15 protein-coding genes and 1 pseudogene are annotated in these 19,706 nt (G+C 62.4%); 7 read left to right on the forward strand and 9 right to left on the reverse strand.

Features of this window, described 5'->3' with window-relative positions; all coding sequences use genetic code 11:
* Positions 1 to 50: 50 nt before the first annotated feature.
* A complete protein-coding gene (locus BX592_RS24615) occupies positions 51 to 3,140 on the forward strand; it encodes an FAD-binding and (Fe-S)-binding domain-containing protein (RefSeq protein WP_377681616.1) in 3,090 nt (1,029 codons plus the stop codon).
* Between the two features lie 24 nt (positions 3,141 to 3,164).
* Here the strand turns inward: BX592_RS24615 and BX592_RS24620 are convergent, their stop codons facing one another.
* Both BX592_RS24620 and BX592_RS24625 read right to left on the reverse strand, forming a co-directional pair.
* Entirely contained in the window at positions 3,165 to 3,788 is a 624-nt protein-coding gene (locus tag BX592_RS24620; RefSeq protein WP_134195492.1) for a helix-turn-helix domain-containing protein, read from the reverse strand.
* Between the two features lie 437 nt (positions 3,789 to 4,225).
* The gene (locus BX592_RS24625) at positions 4,226 to 4,978 is read right to left on the reverse strand and encodes a winged helix-turn-helix transcriptional regulator (protein ID WP_134195494.1); all 753 of its coding nucleotides are present in this window, start codon (positions 4,976 to 4,978) and stop codon (positions 4,226 to 4,228) included.
* A gap of 421 nt (positions 4,979 to 5,399) precedes the next feature.
* Here BX592_RS24625 and BX592_RS24630 point away from each other — a divergent pair, with 421 nt between their 5' ends.
* Positions 5,400 to 6,848 carry a helix-turn-helix transcriptional regulator gene (locus BX592_RS24630; RefSeq protein ID WP_134195496.1) on the forward strand — a complete coding sequence of 483 codons (1,449 nt, stop codon included), beginning with the start codon at positions 5,400 to 5,402 and terminating at the stop codon, positions 6,846 to 6,848.
* Positions 6,849 to 7,137: 289 nt separating this feature from the next.
* On the opposite strand, the gene BX592_RS24635 is transcribed toward BX592_RS24630, so the two are convergent.
* The 7 genes from BX592_RS24635 to BX592_RS24665 form a co-directional block, all read right to left on the reverse strand.
* Positions 7,138 to 8,070: an anti-sigma factor family protein gene (locus BX592_RS24635; RefSeq protein WP_134195498.1), complete on the reverse strand. Its 933-nt coding sequence runs from the start codon at positions 8,068 to 8,070 to the stop codon at positions 7,138 to 7,140.
* The gene (locus BX592_RS24640) at positions 8,067 to 8,615 is read right to left on the reverse strand and encodes an RNA polymerase sigma factor (RefSeq protein ID WP_134195500.1); all 549 of its coding nucleotides are present in this window, start codon (positions 8,613 to 8,615) and stop codon (positions 8,067 to 8,069) included. Before BX592_RS24640 ends, BX592_RS24635 begins: the two co-directional genes overlap by 4 nt.
* Before the next feature lie 142 nt (positions 8,616 to 8,757).
* Positions 8,758 to 9,858, reverse strand: coding sequence for a catalase family peroxidase (locus BX592_RS24645; protein WP_134195502.1), 1,101 nt, complete (start codon positions 9,856 to 9,858; stop codon positions 8,758 to 8,760).
* 397 nt (positions 9,859 to 10,255) lie between these two features.
* Complete coding sequence (gene trpC / locus BX592_RS24650) at positions 10,256 to 11,050, reverse strand: indole-3-glycerol phosphate synthase TrpC (protein ID WP_134195504.1); 795 nt, start codon at positions 11,048 to 11,050, stop codon at positions 10,256 to 10,258.
* 361 nt (positions 11,051 to 11,411) lie between these two features.
* The gene (locus tag BX592_RS24655; RefSeq protein ID WP_134195506.1) at positions 11,412 to 12,224 is read right to left on the reverse strand and encodes a molybdopterin-dependent oxidoreductase; all 813 of its coding nucleotides are present in this window, start codon (positions 12,222 to 12,224) and stop codon (positions 11,412 to 11,414) included.
* Entirely contained in the window at positions 12,221 to 12,871 is a 651-nt protein-coding gene (locus BX592_RS24660; protein WP_134195508.1) for a cytochrome b/b6 domain-containing protein, read from the reverse strand. Before BX592_RS24660 ends, BX592_RS24655 begins: the two co-directional genes overlap by 4 nt.
* A 129-nt stretch (positions 12,872 to 13,000) precedes the next feature.
* Positions 13,001 to 13,633 (reverse strand): hypothetical protein, encoded by a 633-nt coding sequence (locus tag BX592_RS24665; RefSeq protein WP_134195510.1) that lies wholly within the window; start codon positions 13,631 to 13,633, stop codon positions 13,001 to 13,003.
* 145 nt (positions 13,634 to 13,778) lie between these two features.
* Between BX592_RS24665 and BX592_RS24670 the strand changes: the two genes are divergently transcribed.
* The 5 genes and pseudogenes from BX592_RS24670 to BX592_RS34215 all read left to right on the forward strand — a co-directional run.
* A complete protein-coding gene (locus tag BX592_RS24670; RefSeq protein WP_134195544.1) occupies positions 13,779 to 14,450 on the forward strand; it encodes a heavy metal response regulator transcription factor in 672 nt (223 codons plus the stop codon).
* Positions 14,447 to 15,841 carry a heavy metal sensor histidine kinase gene (locus BX592_RS24675; protein ID WP_134195512.1) on the forward strand — a complete coding sequence of 465 codons (1,395 nt, stop codon included), beginning with the start codon at positions 14,447 to 14,449 and terminating at the stop codon, positions 15,839 to 15,841. The genes BX592_RS24670 and BX592_RS24675 overlap by 4 nt, the downstream gene beginning before the upstream one ends.
* Positions 15,842 to 16,094: 253 nt before the next feature.
* On the forward strand, positions 16,095 to 17,594 hold the full coding sequence (gene amaB, locus BX592_RS24680; RefSeq protein ID WP_134195515.1) for an L-piperidine-6-carboxylate dehydrogenase: 1,500 nt from the start codon (positions 16,095 to 16,097) through the stop codon (positions 17,592 to 17,594).
* 82 nt (positions 17,595 to 17,676) lie between these two features.
* Entirely contained in the window at positions 17,677 to 18,849 is a 1,173-nt protein-coding gene (locus BX592_RS24685; RefSeq protein WP_134195517.1) for an NAD(P)/FAD-dependent oxidoreductase, read from the forward strand.
* Between the two features lie 552 nt (positions 18,850 to 19,401).
* Positions 19,402 to 19,706, forward strand: a pseudogene (locus BX592_RS34215) (hypothetical protein); the annotation flags it as partial.

Raw genomic sequence — 19,706 nt, forward strand, 5'->3', positions numbered from 1 at the left:
CGCGCGGACGCACGACAACAGGCCGCATCGGAGAGGACAGTGTGAATCCAATCGAAGAATCGACTATCGACGAAGCACCACGCGCCGCAAGCACGCGTCCCAACGCACCGTTCAATGGCAGTGACGCGGTGCTGCGGCGGCTGGAGGCCGATTTGCGGCAGAACGTGCGCGGCGACGTACGTTTCGACCAGGGCGCGAAAGCGCTTTATGCGGCTGATGCATCGAACTACCGGCAAGTGCCGATTGCAGTCGTCGTGCCGCGCGACGTCGACGATCTGATCGCCACGCTCGCCGCTTGCCAGCGCAACGATGTGCCAGTCCTGCCGCGCGGCGGTGGCACATCGCAGAGCGGGCAGTGCGTGAACGTCGCGGTCGTTGCGGACGCAAGCAAGTTCGTGAACCGCATCGTGTCGGTCGACGCCGAGGCGCGCACCGCGATCGTCGAGCCGGGTGTCGTTTGCGACACGCTGCGCGACGCGGCGGAGCAACATGGTCTGACGTTCGCGCCGGACCCGGCGACGCACAGCCGCTGCACATTGGGCGGCATGATCGGCAACAATTCGTGTGGCGCGCATTCGGTGATGGCCGGCAAGACGGTCGAGAACATCGAAGCGCTCGAAGTGTTGACCTATGATGGCGCGCGCTTCTGGGTCGGGCCGACCTCCGATGACGAACTCGCGCGCATCATCGCGGCCGGCGGTCGTCAGGGCGAAATCTACGCGGCGCTGAAAGCGCTGCGCGATCGCTACGCGGACCAGATCCGCGCAAAATTCCCGCAGATCAAACGCCGCGTGTCCGGCTTCAATCTCGATCAGCTGCTGCCTGAAAACGGCTTTAACGTCGCACGCGCACTGGTCGGCACCGAAGGCACCTGCGCGGTCACGCTACAGGCGAAGGTGCGCCTCGTGCACAGCCCGGCGCAACGTGTGCTGCTGGTCGTCGGCTTCGACAATATCTATGTCGCCGCGGATGCGGTGCCGCATTTCATGCGCTTCAAGCCAATCGCGATCGAAGGCCTCGACCGCGTGATGATTCGCGGTCTGCAGGCGCGCGGCCTGAAAGCGGAGGAAATCGCGCTGCTGCCTGCAGGCGACGCATGGGTTGTGCTCGAGTTTGGCGCCGATACCGAAGCAGCCGCAATCGAAGTCGCGCAAGCAGCGGCACGCTATTTCGAAGCGGGCGAGGCCGGACCGAACGTATCGACCAGGCGGGTTGAAGGGCGCGCGCTGCAAAACAAAGTGTGGTCGATTCGCGAGACCGGCGCATCCGCGGTCGCGTTGACCATCGAACCTGGCAATCCCGATCCGGTGGTCGGCTGGGAAGATGCTGCAGTCGATCCGATGCGCCTCGGCGATTACCTTCGCGCGTTTCAGGCATTGGTCGACCGCTACGGTTACCAGACATCGCTTTACGGTCACTTCGGCGACGGCTGCGTGCACGCGCGCATTACATTCGATTTGCGGACGCCGGAAACCATCGGCACCTGGCGCAAGTTCCTGCGCGAAGCCGCGCAACTGGTGGTCGAGTTCGGCGGTTCGCTGTCGGGCGAACACGGCGACGGCCAGGCGAAGGCCGAATTTTTGCCGGTGATGTACGGCGCGGAACTGATGCAGGCGATGGAACAGTTCAAGGCGATCTGGGATCCGCGGCATCGGATGAATCCGGGCAAAGTCGTGCACCCGTACCGCGCCGATGAAAATCTGCGGATGGGACCGGGCTACCGGCCGGTCACGCTGCAAACGAAGCTCGCATTCAGAAGCCGCGAAGGCGATGGCTTCCAGCGCGCGGTCGAGCGATGCATCGGCATGGGCAAATGCCGATCGCTCGAAGGCGGCACGATGTGTCCGAGCTACCGCGCGTCGCGCGAAGAGGCGTACTCGACGCGCGGGCGCGCGCATCTGTTCTGGGAGATGCTGCAAGGCGAGACGATCAAGGGCGGCTGGCAAAGCGAAGAAGTCAAAGATGCGCTCGATACGTGTCTTGCGTGCAAGGGCTGCAAATCGGACTGTCCGACACATACCGACATGGCCTCGTATAAGGCGGAGTTTCTATCGCATTACTACGAGACACACCGCCGGCCGCGGCAAGCGCTTTTCATGGGACGCATCGGCGAATGGGCGCCGCTCGCCGCGCGTTTCGCGCCGCTCGCGAACCTGATGACGCAGGCGCCGCTTGTCGGCGCGCTGGGCAAATGGGTGGCCGGCATTGCGCAGGCGCGCCGGCTGCCTGCTTTCGCGCGCCGCACGTATCGGCAGATCGCGCAGCAACAGCGGACGGCTGCCCATACAAACGCGGCGCGCGACGCGCGTGATGCATCGGCGAAGAAAGTGATTCTGTGGGTCGACACGTTCAACGACCATTTCTCGCCGGAAATTGCCGCCGCCGCGACCGAGGTGCTGACGCGTCTCGGTTTTCAGGTCGTGTTGCCGAAGAAGCGTTTGTGCTGCGGCCGGCCGCTTTATGACTACGGTCTACTTGACCGTGCGCGCGAACTGCTCGTGAACGTGCTCGACGATCTCGCCGACGACATTGCCGCCGGCGTGCCGCTTGTCGGGCTCGAACCCGGATGCCTGTCGGTGTTCAAGGACGAGTTGCTCAAGCAGTTGCCCGATAGCGATGCGGCGCGGCGCCTGTCCGCGCAAACCTGGTTGTTTTCCGATTTCGTCGCGCGGCAGCCGTTCGACTGGCCGAAACTCGACGCGCAGGTGGTCGTCCACGGACACTGCCATCAGAAAGCACTGTTCGGCATGCAAGGGGACACCGCGCTACTCGAACGCCTTGGCGTGCAGTGGAAACTGCTCGACACCGGTTGTTGCGGAATGGCGGGCTCGTTCGGCTTCAATGACGCGCACTACGCGATGTCGGAGAAAATCGGCGAGGACAAACTCTTTCCGGCTGTGCGCGCCGCGTCGCAACAGACCATCGTGTTGACCAACGGCTTCAGTTGTCGTGAGCAGATCGAACACGGCACCGGCCGGCACGCGTTGCATATCGCGCAACTCGCGCAGCGGGCATTGGCGGCGCATGCGTCGCGCAATGGCGCCGCGCGGGAAGCGCACGAAGCACAAGCGCATGCGAGCAACGGCAGTGCGCGGCTCCAGACGGGCTCAACCGCGGGCTCAACCGCGACGCACCCCTGAAACGACCCGACGACGTGCCCGCGCCTACTTGTTAGCCGGGTCCGCGTTCGGTTGCAGCACGTCGCCGGTCGCCATCCATAGCACTTCGGCATCTTCTTCGCTGGTCGACACCGCCGCATGGCCGGTGCGGCTATCGAAGTAGAGGCTGTCGCCGGCGTTCAGATGGGTCGGCGCATACAACTCCGAATACAGACACACGCTGCCGCTGATCACATAAAGAAATTCTTCGCCTTCGTGGCGGCCCCAATCGTCGAACGCGTCGAGCGTGTGCGCGGTGATGCGGATGCGAAACGGCAACATTGCCTTGTGCGCGAGGTCCGTCGCGAGCAGTTCCATCTGATAACCGCGGTACGCGTGACGCTGTCCCGCGTCCTTGCGCGTCAGCGCGCGGCGGCCGCCCGCCGTGGGCTTCGGCGCGGCGCCGAACAGATCGGCGAGGTCGATCTGCAAGCCGAGCACGATCTTTTGCAGCACGTCGAAAGTCGGCGACATCAGGCCGTTTTCTACCTTCGACAGCGTCGAGCGGGACACGCCGCATAGCCTGCTTGCGTTCTCGAGCGTCAGGTCCAGTGCGACCCGCGCGGCGCGAACGCGCCGGCCGAGATCAGAAGTCGGCGATTCGGCGGGCTTGGCTGAAGTGGTTTCCATGGCGTGACATGACAGGGGAAGTTCGCGGCGACGCGCGCAACGCGCGGAACAGGTGTTTCCGATCATAACATCACGATGGTGGGCGGCCGACGCGCGTTGTCTCGGCACATGCCGCGCGGGGCGGAGCCTGCGATTCAGCGCGAATGTAGACCGTTTCCCATCGGAAAACATCGGGCGCGCGCATGCATCGCATGGCTGTCACCCAACCGACACGAATCGCGCCGGCGTTGGCATGTCCCCGCTACCCACCTTACCAACAGGCATCTAGCCTGACTATTCCGATAACTTATCCGCTTGACCCGCGCAGGTTCGCGTCGACGCGCGCGCCTTCGCTACCGTGTCAGGCCTCACCCGATACATAGGCTAAAAATGCACCTGTGGGCAGTTTGGTGCCGGAACCTGGCGGGCCTTGACATCAAACCTTGCATCACGCGCAATCAGAACGAGTGTGCTGCGACCGGCTCGTTTAGCCTCACGGTCGTCGCGGTCGTCGCCGGCCGCGTCCTGACCAGGTCGAAAACGTAACCGATCGAATAGACGGTCTTAAGCTGGAGGTTGCTGTGTTCATCGAGCGACAGTTTGCTGCGGAGCTTATAAATATGTTGCTCGATCGAACGGCTCGCGATGACCGCTTCCTTGCCCCACACCGCGCGCGCAATCTGTTCGCGGGTCAGCAGCGCGCCGGCGTTCGCGAACAGCAGCCACGCGAGTGTCAGCTCGCGCGCGGTCAGCTTGATGTGCTGGCCGTTGATGCTGATCGCGCTGGTCGAGCGGTCAATCGTGTATTCGCCGAGCGTAATGCGGCTGTCGGTGTTCGTGCCGCCGCCGCTCTTCGTGATCGTGCGGCGCGCGCGCGCCAGCACTTCCTTCGCGCAAGGCGTGCCGACCGCGATCTCGTCGACACCGGCGTCGAGCGCTTCGATGATGCTGTCGGTGTCCCACGACTGGCCGATCATCATCACCGGCAAGTCGCGGCGGAAGTGACACGCGCGCCACGACAACACGCCGCGGCCAGCCGCGCAGCTGCGACCCGCGTCGAACAGTACGAGTGCCGCGTCATGGCGCTCGAGAAAGCGGATCAGCGGAAGCTCGCTTGTAAAGCGGATGCATCGGTAATTGCCGTCCTCTTCGAATGCCTTGTCGATCTCGCGAAACAAATGGTCGTTTTGTGTGTAAAAGGCAATCTGCATGATTTCTCCGTAACGATCGCCGCGCTTCATCATGAAGCGCAAATCCACCCCGTCAGGTCCTTGGTCCTTGGTCGTTGGCTCCGAAGCTGCGTCGCGTCGTGCTCTGTCCAACACAACACGTAATAGAGGGGGCGTATTCCCACTTCGCACCCGAAACCCGCACCGAAGTCACGCGAAATCCCAATTCGCGGGAAAAGCCAAATAACATTCGGCTAGCGTACAGGAATTGAAAGAAAGCGCTATGAACGGCGTCACAGCTGCGTCAATCCTCAACAATGCTCAAGTTCATTTAACGTGCCAGGATTATTGAGAATCCTGGCCGACGTTTTGGCTACATTGGGTTCCGTTGCGGTGTTCGGGTTTTCCCCCGGGCACCCCGGACGCTTCATGCGTTCGCACCGCATCGCCAACGGAGCCCGCCATGCTTGCCACTTTCTACTTCCCGTACGTCTCGATGTTGACGTCGACGTCGATTCCGCCTGCGCTCGCCGAACTGATTTCCGAGGGCCGGATTCAGGCCGCCGCCGCGCAGGCGTCCCGGCACGTCGATACCTGCGATCCTGATCTGCTGCCCGGCCTGCTGCAGCTGCATGGGGATCTGCAAATGGCGGTCGGCATGGATGTCGACGCCGAAGAGTCATATCGCGAAGCGCAGAAGCTGATGCGCACGTCGAAGGAGCAGGTGCGTTTCGCGTCGTGCCGCAACGCCGGCTGGCAAGCACTGTTCCGCTGCCGCTACGGCACCGCGATGTCGTGCTTCATGCGCCTCGTCGACCAGCCGGGCAGCGAACTGGCGCTGCGTCTGGAAGGTTATTTCGGCATGTTCGGCGTGCTGTTCGGCCTTGGCCGGCTGCGCGACGCGGACGGTGTGCTTGACGCGCTCGACGATCTGATCGAAAACTCGAGCGCGACGCTGACGAGCGCGCGCGGCTGGCGCGAACTGCTGACGGCCGTGCGTTTCGATGTCGCGACGCAAAGCGAACTGCGCTCGCATCCGGAACTGAGCGACCACGTGTACTGGCAGTCCGGTCTTGCCGGCGAAGGCACGCCGCGCATCGCGCCGATGCAGGGCACCACGCCGCGCGTCAGCACCTACACGGTGCAGACACCGCTGCTGCGCGCGCGCACCGATTACCTGAAGCAGTTGATGCAGCTTGCAAACGGCCAGCGCGACGTGGGCCATGTGCTCGGCGCGCACGCGGACTGGGCCGGTAAACAGGGCATCGCGAGCTATCAGGGCGCGGTGCGCATCGAGATCGTGCTGGCGAGCCTCGCGGGCGGCGCACCGGCGCTTGCCGAGTCGATCCTCACGCTGCTGAATGCGGAAGTGCGGATGCCGCAAAGCCATCGGCAGCTCGAATATCTGTATTGCTTCGCGAAGCTGCGCCATCAGCAGGAACGCAACGCGGAGTCGCTGCGCGTCTATACCCGTTACGCGCTAACCGCGATGCGCTGCATCCGCGATGAAGCCGGCGCGCTTGCGCGCTACGCGCAGCGCACCGTGCGCGTGCCGGAGCAACTGGACGATATCGGCGCACGTTTGCCGGCGCGCTATCGCCGCGCGTACCGGTATCTGGTCGATAACCTCGACCGTAAGGATTTGTCGATTCGCGAGATCGCCGCTGAAATCGGCGTCACCGAGCGGGCGCTGCAAAGCGCGTTCAAAAGCAGTCTCGGTTCGACGCCGAGCGAGATCGTGCGCCGGCTGCGGATGGAACGCATCCGCGCCGAGCTGCAGACGTCCGAGGGCGCGCACGAGAACGGCATTCTCGCGACCGCGAACAAGTGGGGTGTCAGCAATCGCTCGACACTTGTCAACAGCTATCGGCGCGAGTTCAACGAAGCACCTTCCGATACGTTGAACCGTTAGCCGGCCATTCTTCCGACCGCTATGCCCGGGGTGACGCGCGTGAGTGCCGTCGCCTTCTTTTTTTCGGCGCGCCGCAATCGGTTCGATTGACGGATTAGATGGCCGACAGAGGCAGGCTGCCAGGCTGACGTGTGCACATAGGTGTGCACACATGCAGCCGGGGCGATGTTCAAACAGATGAGAGTATCTTTCGCAGCGCACGCGCCTGGTGTGCGCATGCAGCGCCCGGCGAGGGCGCTGCGCAAGCTTCAGTGAAAGCGCGTGCGTGCACTAAGCAAGCACGCAACGGCTAGCTGATCGTGCCGTGTGTCGTGGAAGCGGAACCGACTTTGCCGAACAGCTGATCGACGCCTTGCCCGGAGATCTGCTTGCCGAGCGACATCAGGTCGATACTCTTGTTGTTTGCGCCGACCAGCGCGTAATGCAGTTCATCCTGCCGCCACGTGACGACATTCATATCGGCCACCTGCGAAGCGGCCACTGCCTGATCGGGGCGCCTATCCTTCATCACACACAACGCGACCGGAGGACCTTCGGGTGGCAGGTATTCGATCTGTACCAGCGGTTTGCCCTGGAAGCGCAGACGCGTCACGCGTTTGAATGTGAGTCCCGCGGCGCTGAGATCCGGCACACGCAACGAGAGCTGATCGTCCTGCCGGATTTGTGCGACGGTCTGCGCCGACTCGTCGCTACTAACGGTGCTGAATGCGACGGTCTCACGCGAATATAGTTTCTGGTAGTCGACCACCGCGCGGATCCATGGAGACGGACCGTTCGACGCCGTCGCGAAGGCGCCGCCGCCTGATGCCGGGTCGAGGCCCGGCGCAAAATGCGTCGCGAGGCCAACACAGAACGCGCCCGCGACAAATGCAACCGCGAGCCACGCAGGCGCGACGCGCACACGCGAGCGGACCGGCGCTGACGGCGGCATCTGCGCGTCATGTTCGATATGCGCGTCGTTCGCGCTGCGGTCATCGGACGCCGTGGCGGGCGCCGCATGCGCGCGCGCCAACGCGTCGATTTTATTCGTCAGGCTTTCAGGGACGGGCGGCAGCTTCTGGTCGGCGAACGCGTCGCCATACGGCAAACGTGACGCGGAGAAGAGTGCGACACGCTCCGCTGTTTCGGGCGACGCCGCAATCTCTTTCTCGATTTCCTGGCGCTCGAGTGGCGATAGCTCACCGTCGACATACGCCATCAATAGCATGTCGTCCAATTTCATGAGACTTCGCCTTTGCTCTTTACCGTGTTCTTCATTTTCTGGCCTTCTCGCACGCCGAAATGCGCGCCTATGGCCTGGCGCGCCCGCGACAAACGGCTCATGACCGTTCCGACTGGCACCTCGAGGACTTCTGCCGCCTCGCTATAACTCAGGCCTTCCACCGCTACCAAAAGCATAACGACGCGCTGTGCTTCCGGCAAGCGTGAGACAGCATCGATAATCTGTCCGTTCATCACATGGTCTTCAGGTGAACGTGCAGCCGGATCGGCGACGGTCTCGAGCAGCGCGTCGTCCCATTGCATGCTGGAACGGCTACGCACGCTACGCGCACGTAATTCGTTGATCCAGGTCGAATGCACAATCGAAAACATCCAGCTAAGCGGCGCGGTGCCGGGTCTTAACTGATGAGCACGCTCGAGAGCGCGAACGCATGCACGCTGTACAAGATCCTCCGCATCGTGCTGGTCACCGGTGATGCGCAGCGCGAATGCCCACAGGCGCGGCAGCATCCCCGGAAGGAGGCTGGGTAAGTCTGCGTCGGTCATCGACGGTCCTTGTTTGTCCCTTGTAGTAATCGAAGCGCGTCGTCCAAGGCGACGCTTGATGCAACCGTGGCTTGCGGCACACGGGAACATACGAGTTTAACTTCTCGTAATGAAGTCTGCTGAGCATTGCTTTGTTCTGCGTCTAACGTTTGCTTGCGAAACGAACTTCTTCAGACATGCGGCGGTAAAACGATTCCATATACGTGGCCGATCGCGCCGACAGAAGCGGATCGGCCGACGGCGCGATACCCGCCGGCAAAACCAGCGGATCGAAATCGATATTGCGGCACGGCCCGTCGATCTGCGACTGCGCACTATCGAGCACCAGCGTGCCCGCATCGACCTGCTCGCGATCGGGCGTGCTTGGCCACACTTGCGTCGCATCGTCGATCGCGTCGCCCGGTTGCGCGACCGCGAGGATCAGATGCCAGCGCAGCGGACTTCGCGCAAGCGTCTTGACCAGCCGATGCGCGAGAAAATCCGGGTCACGCCTTTCCGCTGCGCCAACCGGCCGGTACGCGGCATCGGGCACCATGCTCCAGCGCACGTAGCGCGAAGTATTGTCCGCATTGACGAAGCGAAATGCGCTGACGCTGTAGTAAGCGGCGTTGTCGAAGTCCGACGACGCCGGATGCTGCCGCGTCCATTCGCGAAAGGCACGTGCTTCGGGATGCTGTTGCTCGAACGCGGCAATGCGCGCGGGGTCCGGTTTCCCGGTTGCTTTGTCCACGCGGTGCGCTGCGAGTTCCGCGATGAAGTCATCGGGCGTCCTGACGGAAAAGATCGGCGCCGAATTCATCGCGGTTCGCCACTCCTCGCCGTCGGGCACTGCGAAGCGCAGTGCGAGACTACGTAATCGCGATTCGCCGTCGGCAACACCCGGGTTCGTGCCGGGGACCGAAAAGCGTCCGACTACCGGCACCACACCGGGCGCGAACACCCGCGCATGCGACAGCTCGACACCCGCGCCATTGCTTTCGAAATGACCGGTCACGCAGATCCCTTTTGCGTGGTTACGTCGAAAACCCGGATGCGGGCCGGTGGTGGCTTCGAATGCATTGACGACACGCGTGGCGGACAGCGGCGCGCGATGCACGGGCCAGCCGACCCAGCCCGCGGAGAACGCATACGCGAACGAAATTCCGCCGATCGCAACAGCGATGATCGCGTAGCGCAGCAGAAGTGATGGATAAGCCCACCCTGAGCGCAATATTTTGTTCAGGTACTCGAACGTTTTCGCCATCGGTGATATCCAGCCTGGCTCGGCCTTTGGTGTTCCGGCTGACCCGTTGAGTCAAGCAGGTGAACATGGAACACCATCTGAATGCTCGCTGCGCGCTTATGACGCGGGGTGTCCCGCAAAGCGTGCAATCAAGCGGGCCAGTATAGCGGAGCGTTGCGGTCGTTGCAGCATCCACGACATGTTTTCAATTAGGGCTGGAATCGAAGGGGTTGAACGTGATGGACGGCGAACGAATGACGTCCTTAAAGATGCTCAGGTGTGTGTGACTTTTGCACGCGGTGCGTTCGTTTTTTCGTGGTTCGTTGGGTCGTTCGCTGAGCCGTTGATTGGATGTCGCGGCGCGTGTGCTGAGGTCGCATCGTGCTTATCGGCACGTTCGCGACACGCGCCGCGGTGCTTATGCCGCGTCGAAGAAGAGTCGCGCAAGCTCGAGGCCAGGATCGGCCGCGCGCATGAACGCCTCACCGACGAGGAACGTGTCGACGCCCGCGTCGCGCATCTTCTCGACGTGCGATGGGCGCAGAATGCCCGACTCGGTGACGACGATCCGGTCTTGCGGAATGTCACTCAGCATGCCGAGCGTCGTATCGAGCGTAACCTCAAAGGTGCGCAGATTACGGTTATTGATGCCGACCAGCGGTGTCTTCAGCGTCAGCGCGACGTCGAGCTCGTCGCGCGAATGCACCTCGACGAGCACAGCCATTTGCAGGGAATGCGCAAGCGCTTCGAAGTCGCGCATCTGCGAAGGGTCGAGCGCGGCCGCGATCAGCAGAATGCAGTCGGCGCCCATCGCGCGCGCTTCGTGAATCTGATACGGATCGACCATGAAGTCCTTGCGCAGCACAGGCAGCGCGCATGCGTTGCGCGCCGCGGTGAGGTCCGCGGACGAGCCTTGAAAGAAATTGCGGTCAGTTAGCACCGACATACAGGCGGCGCCATGCCGTTGATACGACGCCGAAATCTGCGCAGGTTCGAACGGGTCGCGAATCAGACCTTTGGATGGGCTCGCTTTCTTTGCTTCCGCGATCACGGCGGGCAAGCCGCTCGCATGTTTGGCGCGCAGCGCGCCGACGAAATCGCGTACGGGCTGCGCTTTTCCTTCCTGTCGCAGGACCTCGATGGACTTCACTTGCCGGTTCGCGGCAATTTCTTCGTGCTTGACAGCGATAATTTTGTTCAGAATATCGGACATGGTGGATTCGCTTGACTTCAAGAAACAGGAAACCTGGTTTGCGAGGCATCCGCTCGCTTCAAGGCACGGGTTGACTGCGAAGCGTGGATGATCGGCTGCAGCGTCGTCTTTCTGAACGGTCACCGACCCGACGTTATTCCAGGGCGAATGGGCCAGGCTGAATGAGCCGCCATTGACCAGCCCGGTTTGCCTGATGCGCTCGAGCGGCGCGCGCGGGCAGGCGGTTTGACTTATTGTGGAATGCGCTCTCTATTTTTCTTTTCTTTTTTTACGCAGTGTGATTCGCATAAGGCGAACGATGCGCGCGCAACAGGCATGACACGCGCTGTGCGACGGTGTCGGCGTCGCTAGCGCCAGGCTTTCAGGAGCCGCTGAACCAGTTGTAGCCCTGGTCTTCCCAATAGCCGCCAGGGTAGTCGTTGGTCACGAAGATGGCCGCGATATGCTTCGGATTCTTGAAGCCGAGCTTGGTCGGCACGCGCAGCTTGAGCGGATAGCCATACTTCGCCGGCAGCGGCTCATTGCCGAAGTCGAGCGTCAGCAAGGTTTGCGGATGCAGTGCGGTGGCCATGTCGAGGCTTGTGTAGTAGTGGTCCGCGCACTTGAAGCCGACATAACGCGCCGACGTATCCGCGCCGATCCGTTTGAGAAACGTATGAAACGGCACGCCGCGCCATTCGCCGATCGCGCTCCAGCCTTCAATACAGATGTGCCGGGTAATCTGCGACGTCTGCGGCAGTGCGCGTAGCTTCGCGAGACTCCAGTCGCTTTTGTCGGCGACGAGGCCGGACACTTCGAGCGCGTAATCCGAGCCGTCGATGTCCGGCACGTTGTACTCAGGATAAAACGCGTTGAACGGAAATGGCTTCGTAATCTGGCTCGCGGCGTAGGTCGGTGCAAGCCGGTTCGGGTTGAACAGCCAGCCCTGCACGCGGTCGTTCCAGCGCGACATGGCCCACAACACCTTGTCGACCGAATCGCCGTCCTGCATGTTGCAGCCGGACAGCATCGCAAGCGCGCCAAGCGAAAGCGATGAGCGCAGAAACAGGCGCCGCTGCACACGCTCCAGTTGCGGTTTGTGATCGGCGAGCGCGATGCGCTCGCGTAGTGGTTGCGCACGCGAATCGCGCGCGCCGGTATCGGCTGCGTCTATCGGTTTGTGCGGTTTGCTCATGCGTCGGAGCCTCCGTGAACGATGCGCCGCGCACGGCCGGTAATCATCGATGGCAGCGTGCGCGGAACGAGAATGACAAGCGCGAGATGCACGACGACGAAACCGGCCACGCCGGCCATCGCGGCGAAATGCACGCGCCGCGCGACCTCATAGCCGCCGAACAGATCGGTGAGCCACGCGAGTTGCACCGGCTTCCAGATCGACAACCCGGACGCGACGAGCAGCACGCCAAGCAGCAGCACGACGAGATAGAGCAGTCGCTGCACCGCGTTGTACACGCCGGTCTGGTGCGGCAGACGGAATGTCAGCGCAAGCTGCGCGTCGTGTATTACGTCGCGCGGATGGACCGGCAGCAAATGCCGGCGGAAATGCCGCGTCGCGAGACCGTGCGCGAGATACACGAGGCCGTTGCCGACTAGCAGCCACATCGCCGCGAAATGCCACGCGATCGAACCGCCGAGCCAGCCGCCGACGGTCGCCCATGCGGGGAATCTGAATGCAAAGAGCGGCGACGCGTTGTAGATCGCCCAGCCGCTCATCACCATGCAGACCATCGCGAATGCGTTGATCCAGTGCGTGAGGCGCACGACGAGCGAATGCACGACGACGCGTTGCGTGCGCGTGCCGCTGTGCGCTGGTTCTGCCATCGAATCATCCCCGCTGCAATCGGATTGCAAAAATGGCGAAGCCGGCGGTCGTTCCCATCGCGGGTCCGGTGGCCGGCATGTCGTTTCGCCTGTCTGTTTGTCTACCGGGTAGCGTCACCGCGCCGTTGCTTACATCGGCGGCGTGACGCCGTCCTTTCCAGCCGAAATGAAGTTGGCCGCCATCGAACCGTCAGCTTCCTTGTGTGCAAACAGCACGACCTTCGCGCCCGGCACGAGCAACGACTTGTCGCCGGGTTCGAGATCGACGATGGGCACGTCTTCCGGCACGTAGATCTTCTTTTCGCCGCCTTTGTATTTGACCGTGATCGTGCGGCCGTTGCTGACCACCACATTGCCGACCGTGCCATTGGTCATCGAGCTATTGCCGCCGAGATCCCACGGACGGTGACCGTCGCCGCTACCGCGCATGCTTTCGGGGAACACGTGCACTTCGAGCGCCTTCAACGTGCCGTTGGCCTGCGGAATGGCGGCCGTGCCGATGTAGCTGTTCGGCTTGATCTCGGTGATTTTCGCCAGCGTGACGCCGCGGATCGGCGTATTCGGTGCGACCTTGACGTCGAGATCCTTACCGTCGCGGGTATGCACCTTCAGGTCATCGCCCGCGAACGACGTGATCGTGCCGCGCACGCCGGTCGGCTGGGCACTCTGCGCATACGCGGCGGTGCCTGCCGCGAGCAGTACGCTGGCCGCGATGGCCGGCGCGACGATACCGCGTATAAAACCGCGAGAAACGAGCTTCATCGGTTGCCTTATCTGTGGTTGAGGATTTCTCCAGCGTAATGACCGCGCGCGCTCTTCCGGGTGACCGATGGATGACAAAAACGTCATGAACGTTATGCGTGCGGGGCATAAAATCGCGGGAGGCAATTTGATGACAGCGAGCGACATGAGCATTCTCGTGATCGAAGACGATCCGAAGACCGGCGACTATCTGAGGAAAGGGCTGCGCGAAAGCGGCTATGCGGTCGAACTCGCGCGCACGGGCACCGACGGCCTGCATATGGCGCTCGAGCACCCGTACGACCTCGTGGTGCTGGATGTGATGCTGCCCGGTATCGACGGCTGGGAGATCATGCGCGCGCTGCGCGCGAAGCGCGATGTGCCCGTCATTTTTCTGACCGCGCGCGATCATGTCAGCGACCGGATTCGCGGGCTCGAACTGGGCGCGGATGATTATCTGGTCAAGCCGTTTTCGTTCACCGAACTGGTGCTGCGCGTGCGCACGCTGCTGCGTCGTGGCGTGATTCGCGAAAGCGATGTGTTCGAGGTCGCGGACCTGAAGCTCGACGTACTGCGGCGCAAGGCGACGCGCGAAGGCGTCGAGATTCCGCTCACGAACAAGGAGTTCATGCTGCTGCATCTGCTGGTGCGCCGCCAGGGCGAGGCGCTCTCGCGCTCGCAGATCGCGTCGGAAGTGTGGGACATGAATTTCGACAGCGACACCAACGTCGTCGATGTCGCGGTCAAGCGGCTGCGCGCAAAGATCGACCATCCATTTGAAAAGAAGCTGATCCATACGGTGCGCAGCATCGGCTACACGCTCGATGACGGCACATGACATTCTGGGCGGCCCGTTCGCTGACTGTCCGCACGACGGTCTTTTTCGCGGTGATCGCCTGCACGGTGATCGCCGCGCTGGGTGCGTATTTCTATCATTCGGAGCGCATCGCGCTCGAGCATCGTGCGGACATTGCACTGATGAGCCGTGCCGAGCATTTCAGCCGGCTTGCGCGGCAGATGTACACCGTCAACGAATTGAAAGCTCGGCCGCTGCTGTTCGAATCGATGCTCGGCGCCGAACAGGACGTGCTGATTTTTCGCCAGCCCGGCGAGCCGCCGTTTATCGACGTGAATCCCGATCATGTGCCGGTGCCCGATCTCGGCGATTCGCGCGCGCGTGAACCGAGCCACGCCGGCATTACCGAGACGACACTGCCGAACGGCGTGCGTGTGCACTGGACCTATGCGACCACGATAGCGCGTGAGGACGGGGAGCCGCTGATTATCATCGCCGGCCATCCGATGACGAGCGAACTGCACATTCTTGCCGAGTATCGCGTGCGGATCATCATGGCTACGCTGGCGGGTGTGCTGGCCGCGACGCTGCTTGCGTATGGCGTGTTGCGACGCGGTTTCCGGCCGGTTCGCGAGATTGCGATGCGCGCCGCGCAGATCAGTCCGACGAGCCTGTCGGTGCGCCTCGATAGCCGCAAGGCGCCGGCCGAGCTACGGCAGCTCACCGACGCGTTCAATGCGATGCTCGATCGTCTTGCCGAAGGCTATCAACGCCTGTCGCAGTTTTCCGCGGATCTCGCGCATGAAATCCGCACGCCGGTCAATGTGCTGATCGGCCAGACGCAGGTGACGCTCGCGCAGACGCGCGACGTCGACGAGTATCAGCAGACGCTCGAATCGAATCTCGAAGAACTGAACCGGCTTAGCCATCTTGTCGAAAACATGCTGTTTCTCGCGCATGCGGATCATGCGGCGCTTGCGATCGAGCGTGAGCCGGTTACGCTGGCCGACGAGCTCAACAAGATCGCCGAGTATTTCGAAGGAATCGCGGACGAGCGCGGCATGCGCTTCGCGGTCGATGCGCGCGGCGCGTTGTGGGCGAACCCGATGCTGTGCCGGCGCGCGATCAACAATCTCGTGGTCAATGCGGTGCGCTATGGCGCGAACGACTCGATCGTCAGGCTCAAAGGCGACGAGGATCAACGCGGCTCGACGGTGGTCGTCGAGAACGACGGGGAGATCCAGTCGGACCTGATGGCGCGACTGTTCGACCGCTTCTATCGCGCGGACGCCGCGCGCAGCAGCTTTACCGAGTCGAGCGGCCTGGGCCTTGCGATCGTCAAGGCGATCATGAATCTGCACGGCGGCACCGCGTCGGTGTCGTGTCCGGCGCCGCGCGTCGTGCGCTTTGAACTGTACTTTCCTCGCGCCTGACGCCTGACTATCGTTCGCAGTCGCACGTGTTATTTCCTATAAGAAACAAATTGTGAAGGTACGTCGCCGTCGGTGCGCGGCTCGCGGACGCGCTGCCCGCGGATACCCGGGAAAACCCTCAAATTCACTCATTTCAGGCATGTCGCGGCTGTCGCGGCAGGCGCGCTAACAGCTACCTTGCCGCCATAAAACCCGGCGTGTATAGTCTGCGGACCGTCTTTTGTTTCGTATTGGAAATTCAAAAGGAGCCAAGATGAACGCCTCGACCATCCTCGCCGAACTCGGCATTGCCGACGCGGTGCAAGCAGGCGACATCGCCGTCCATTCACCGATTACCGGCGAACTGATCGGCCGCGCGCCGAACCGCTCGGCCGCCGAAGTCGACGCCGCGCTCGCTGCTGCGAAACAGGCGTTTGCCGTGTGGCGCAACGTGCCCGCACCGCGCCGCGGTGAACTCGTGCGGCTGCTCGGCAACCGGCTGCGCGAGAAAAAGCAGGCGCTCGGCAGCCTCGTGTCGCTCGAAACCGGCAAGATCCTGCAGGAAGGGCTTGGCGAAGTGCAGGAAATGATCGACATCTGCGACTTCGCGGTGGGTCTTTCGCGGCAACTGTACGGCCTTACGATCGCGTCCGAGCGTCCCGGCCATCGGATGGCCGAATCGTGGCATCCGCTTGGCACCTGTGTCGTGATTTCGGCGTTCAATTTCCCGGTTGCGGTGTGGTCCTGGAATGCGGCGCTCGCGCTCGTGTGCGGCAACGCGGTGGTGTGGAAGCCATCGGAGAAAACTCCGCTCACCGCCATCGCGGTCGACAAGCTCCTGAACGACGCGTTGCGCGAATTCGGCGATGCGCCGGCCGGGCTGACTGCACTCGTGACCGGCGGCCGCGACGTCGGCGCGAAGCTCGTTGCCGACCCGCGCGCATCGATCGTTAGCGCGACCGGCAGCACGGAAATGGGCCGCACGGTCGGCACAGAGGTCGCGAAGCGCTTTGGCCGGTCACTGCTCGAACTGGGCGGCAATAACGCGGGGATCGTCGCACCGAGCGCGGACCGCGAACTCGCGTTGCGCGCGATTCTGTTCTCGGCAGTCGGCACCGCGGGCCAACGCTGCACGTCGCTGCGGCGACTGTTCGTTCACGACAGCGTGTATGAGCAAACCGTCGAAAGCCTGAAACAGCTTTATGCGAAGGTGCCGATCGGCAATCCGCTCGAGAAGGGCACGCTGATGGGGCCGCTGATCGACAAGCAGGCGTTTGAGCGGATGCAGGCCGCGCTCGAGCAGGCGCGCGCGGAAGGCGGCAGGGTGAGCGGCGGAGAGCGCGTCGACGTGAAAGGCTATGAGGGCGGCTACTACGTGCGTCCGGCGCTGGTCGAGATGCCGTCGCAGACCGGCGTCGTGCTGAAGGAGACATTCGCGCCGATTCTTTACGTGCTGCGCTATAAAGATTTCGATGCGGCGATCGACGCGAATAATGCGGCCGCGCATGGGCTGTCGTCGTGCGCGTTCACCACGGACCTGCGTGAAGCCGAGCGCTTTCTTTCAGCGTCCGGCAGCGATTGCGGCATCGCGAATGTGAATATCGGCCCGAGCGGCGCGGAGATCGGCGGCGCGTTCGGCGGCGAGAAAGAGACCGGCGGCGGCCGCGAGTCCGGTTCCGATGCTTGGAAAGCGTATATGCGCCGCGCGACGAATACCGTGAACTATTCATCGGCGCTGCCGCTCGCGCAGGGTATCGACTTCAATCTCAGTTAGGAACAGGGCTTGAAAAGCGCGGTGCGTTGCCGTTGTCGTCATCGCCATTATTGACATTGCTGTCATCGTTGGAGCGCGACAGGTGAGCGGGAAGGTCGTTATCGTCGGTGGGGGAGTGATCGGCAGTTCAGTGGCGTATTTTCTGCGCGCGTCCGACCCGACGGTCGACGTGACAGTGATCGAGCGCGATCCGAGTTACGCGTGTTCATCATCGGCGTTGTCGGCCGCGTCGATCCGCCAGCAGTTCTCAACGCCGCTATCGGTGCAGATGTCGCTGTTCGGCATCGAGTTTTTGCGTGCGATCGGAGAGCGGCTGGCAATCGACGGCGCGAAGCCGTCGATCGATCTGCACGAAGGCGGCTATCTGTTTCTGGCGACCCCGGCTGGCGTCGCGACGCTGCGCGACAATCACGCACTGCAAACGCGGCTCGGCGCCGATATTCGTTGGCTTGAACCTGACGCGCTCGCGGAGCGCTTTGCGTGGCTCAATACCGATGACCTTGCGGCGGGCGCGCTAGGCGAAAGCGGCGAGGGCTGGTTCGATGGCTATGGGCTCGTGCAGGCATTGCGCAAAAAGGCTCAGGCGCTGGGGGCGCGTTATATCGCCGAAGATGTGACCGCGTTGATTCGCGATGGCCGGCGCGTGACGCGGGTTATCACCGCGAGTGGCACCGCGTATCCGTGCGATGTGATGGTGAACGCGGCAGGTGCGTGGTCGCGCCGCGTGGCGGCGATGCTCGATATCGAACTGCCGGTGTACGCGCGTCGCCGCAGCATCTTCAATGTCAGTTCGCCGGCGCGGCTCGAGCGGTGTCCGCTGCTGATCGATCCGACTGGCGTGTATTTCCGGCCGGAAGGGCAGACTTATATCTGCGGTACGTCGCCGGCGGCGGATAACGATCCGGACGATTTGCCGCTCGACCAGGTGGACCACGCGCTGTTCGACGATGTGATCTGGCCGACGTTGGCGCATCGCGTGCCGCAGTTTGAAGCGTTGCGCGTGCTGCATGCGTGGTCCGGGTACTACGAGTACAACGTGTTCGATCAGAACGCGATTATCGGTTTGCATCCGGACATTGAGAATTGCATGTTCGCGAACGGGTTTAGCGGACATGGATTGCAGCAAGGGCCGGCGACCGGGCGCGGGGTGAGCGAACTTGTCTTGCACGGGCGATACACAACGCTCGACCTGTCGATGCTCGGTTTTGATCGCGTGCTTGAGAACCGGCCGTTCGTCGAGAAGAACGTTGTTTGAGCAACGAGCGCGACTCGACGTACGCTTGCATGCGATGCGGTTGCACGGTTTGCAGCTTTGAACGTGAATATCAATCGCTTCAAGCACTTGGCATCGTCATGCGCAGGATGTCCACAGGCTTGTTCAAGGTAACTGTGGATAAGACGATGCGCTGGCGAAGGCGCGTTACCGTATTGCGAGCACGGCAGCGAATTCTAGAAACATCAAGCACTTGCGCATGTCATGCGCAGGTTATGCACATCCTTATCAAGCGAAACTGTTGATAACGCGGGCGGGGGATTTGGGGTCCGGCCGTTCCGCTGTTCTCTCGTCCGTTCGTTTCCTTCCTTCCTCCGACGTTGCGGCGATCTCTTCGCGCGTGGCGTTTTCTCTTAATGGTGGCCTGGGTTTTCTGATATCCGATCACGCGATTGCGCGGTCTTATCAGACACGCCTCGCGCCGTTGTCAAATTGTGTGCGCAACGATCTTTTCCGGTCTCGCGGCACTTATCATTCGCTCCAACCAATCAGGCGATATTTAGCCTGATGTGATTGACAGAGGAGAGCGATCCCGTGAGTTCGTCGGCCGTATCACTGCCCACGCTTGTGTTGAAGTGGTGCTATCCGTTCCCGCGCAAGGGCGGTGGCGAAGTCACCGATCCGCAGGTTTTCTACCACGCGCTCGGAAAGATGACCGACGGCTTCTTTCCGATTGGCGTGAATGGATTTCCGCACGGTGGCGTGCACTTCGGTGCGAATTCCGCGACGTGCGTCGATCAGTCAGGCGGCGTGCGCCTGCACGCGGATGGCGAGATCGTCGCGTACCGGCTTGATGAGCGCTATCCGCATCTGCAGTTCACGCAGGACTCGCGCTGGGC

This window comes from Paraburkholderia rhizosphaerae (genome assembly GCF_004366595.1).
In the GTDB taxonomy this organism is placed as follows: Bacteria; Pseudomonadota; Gammaproteobacteria; order Burkholderiales; family Burkholderiaceae; genus Paraburkholderia; species Paraburkholderia rhizosphaerae.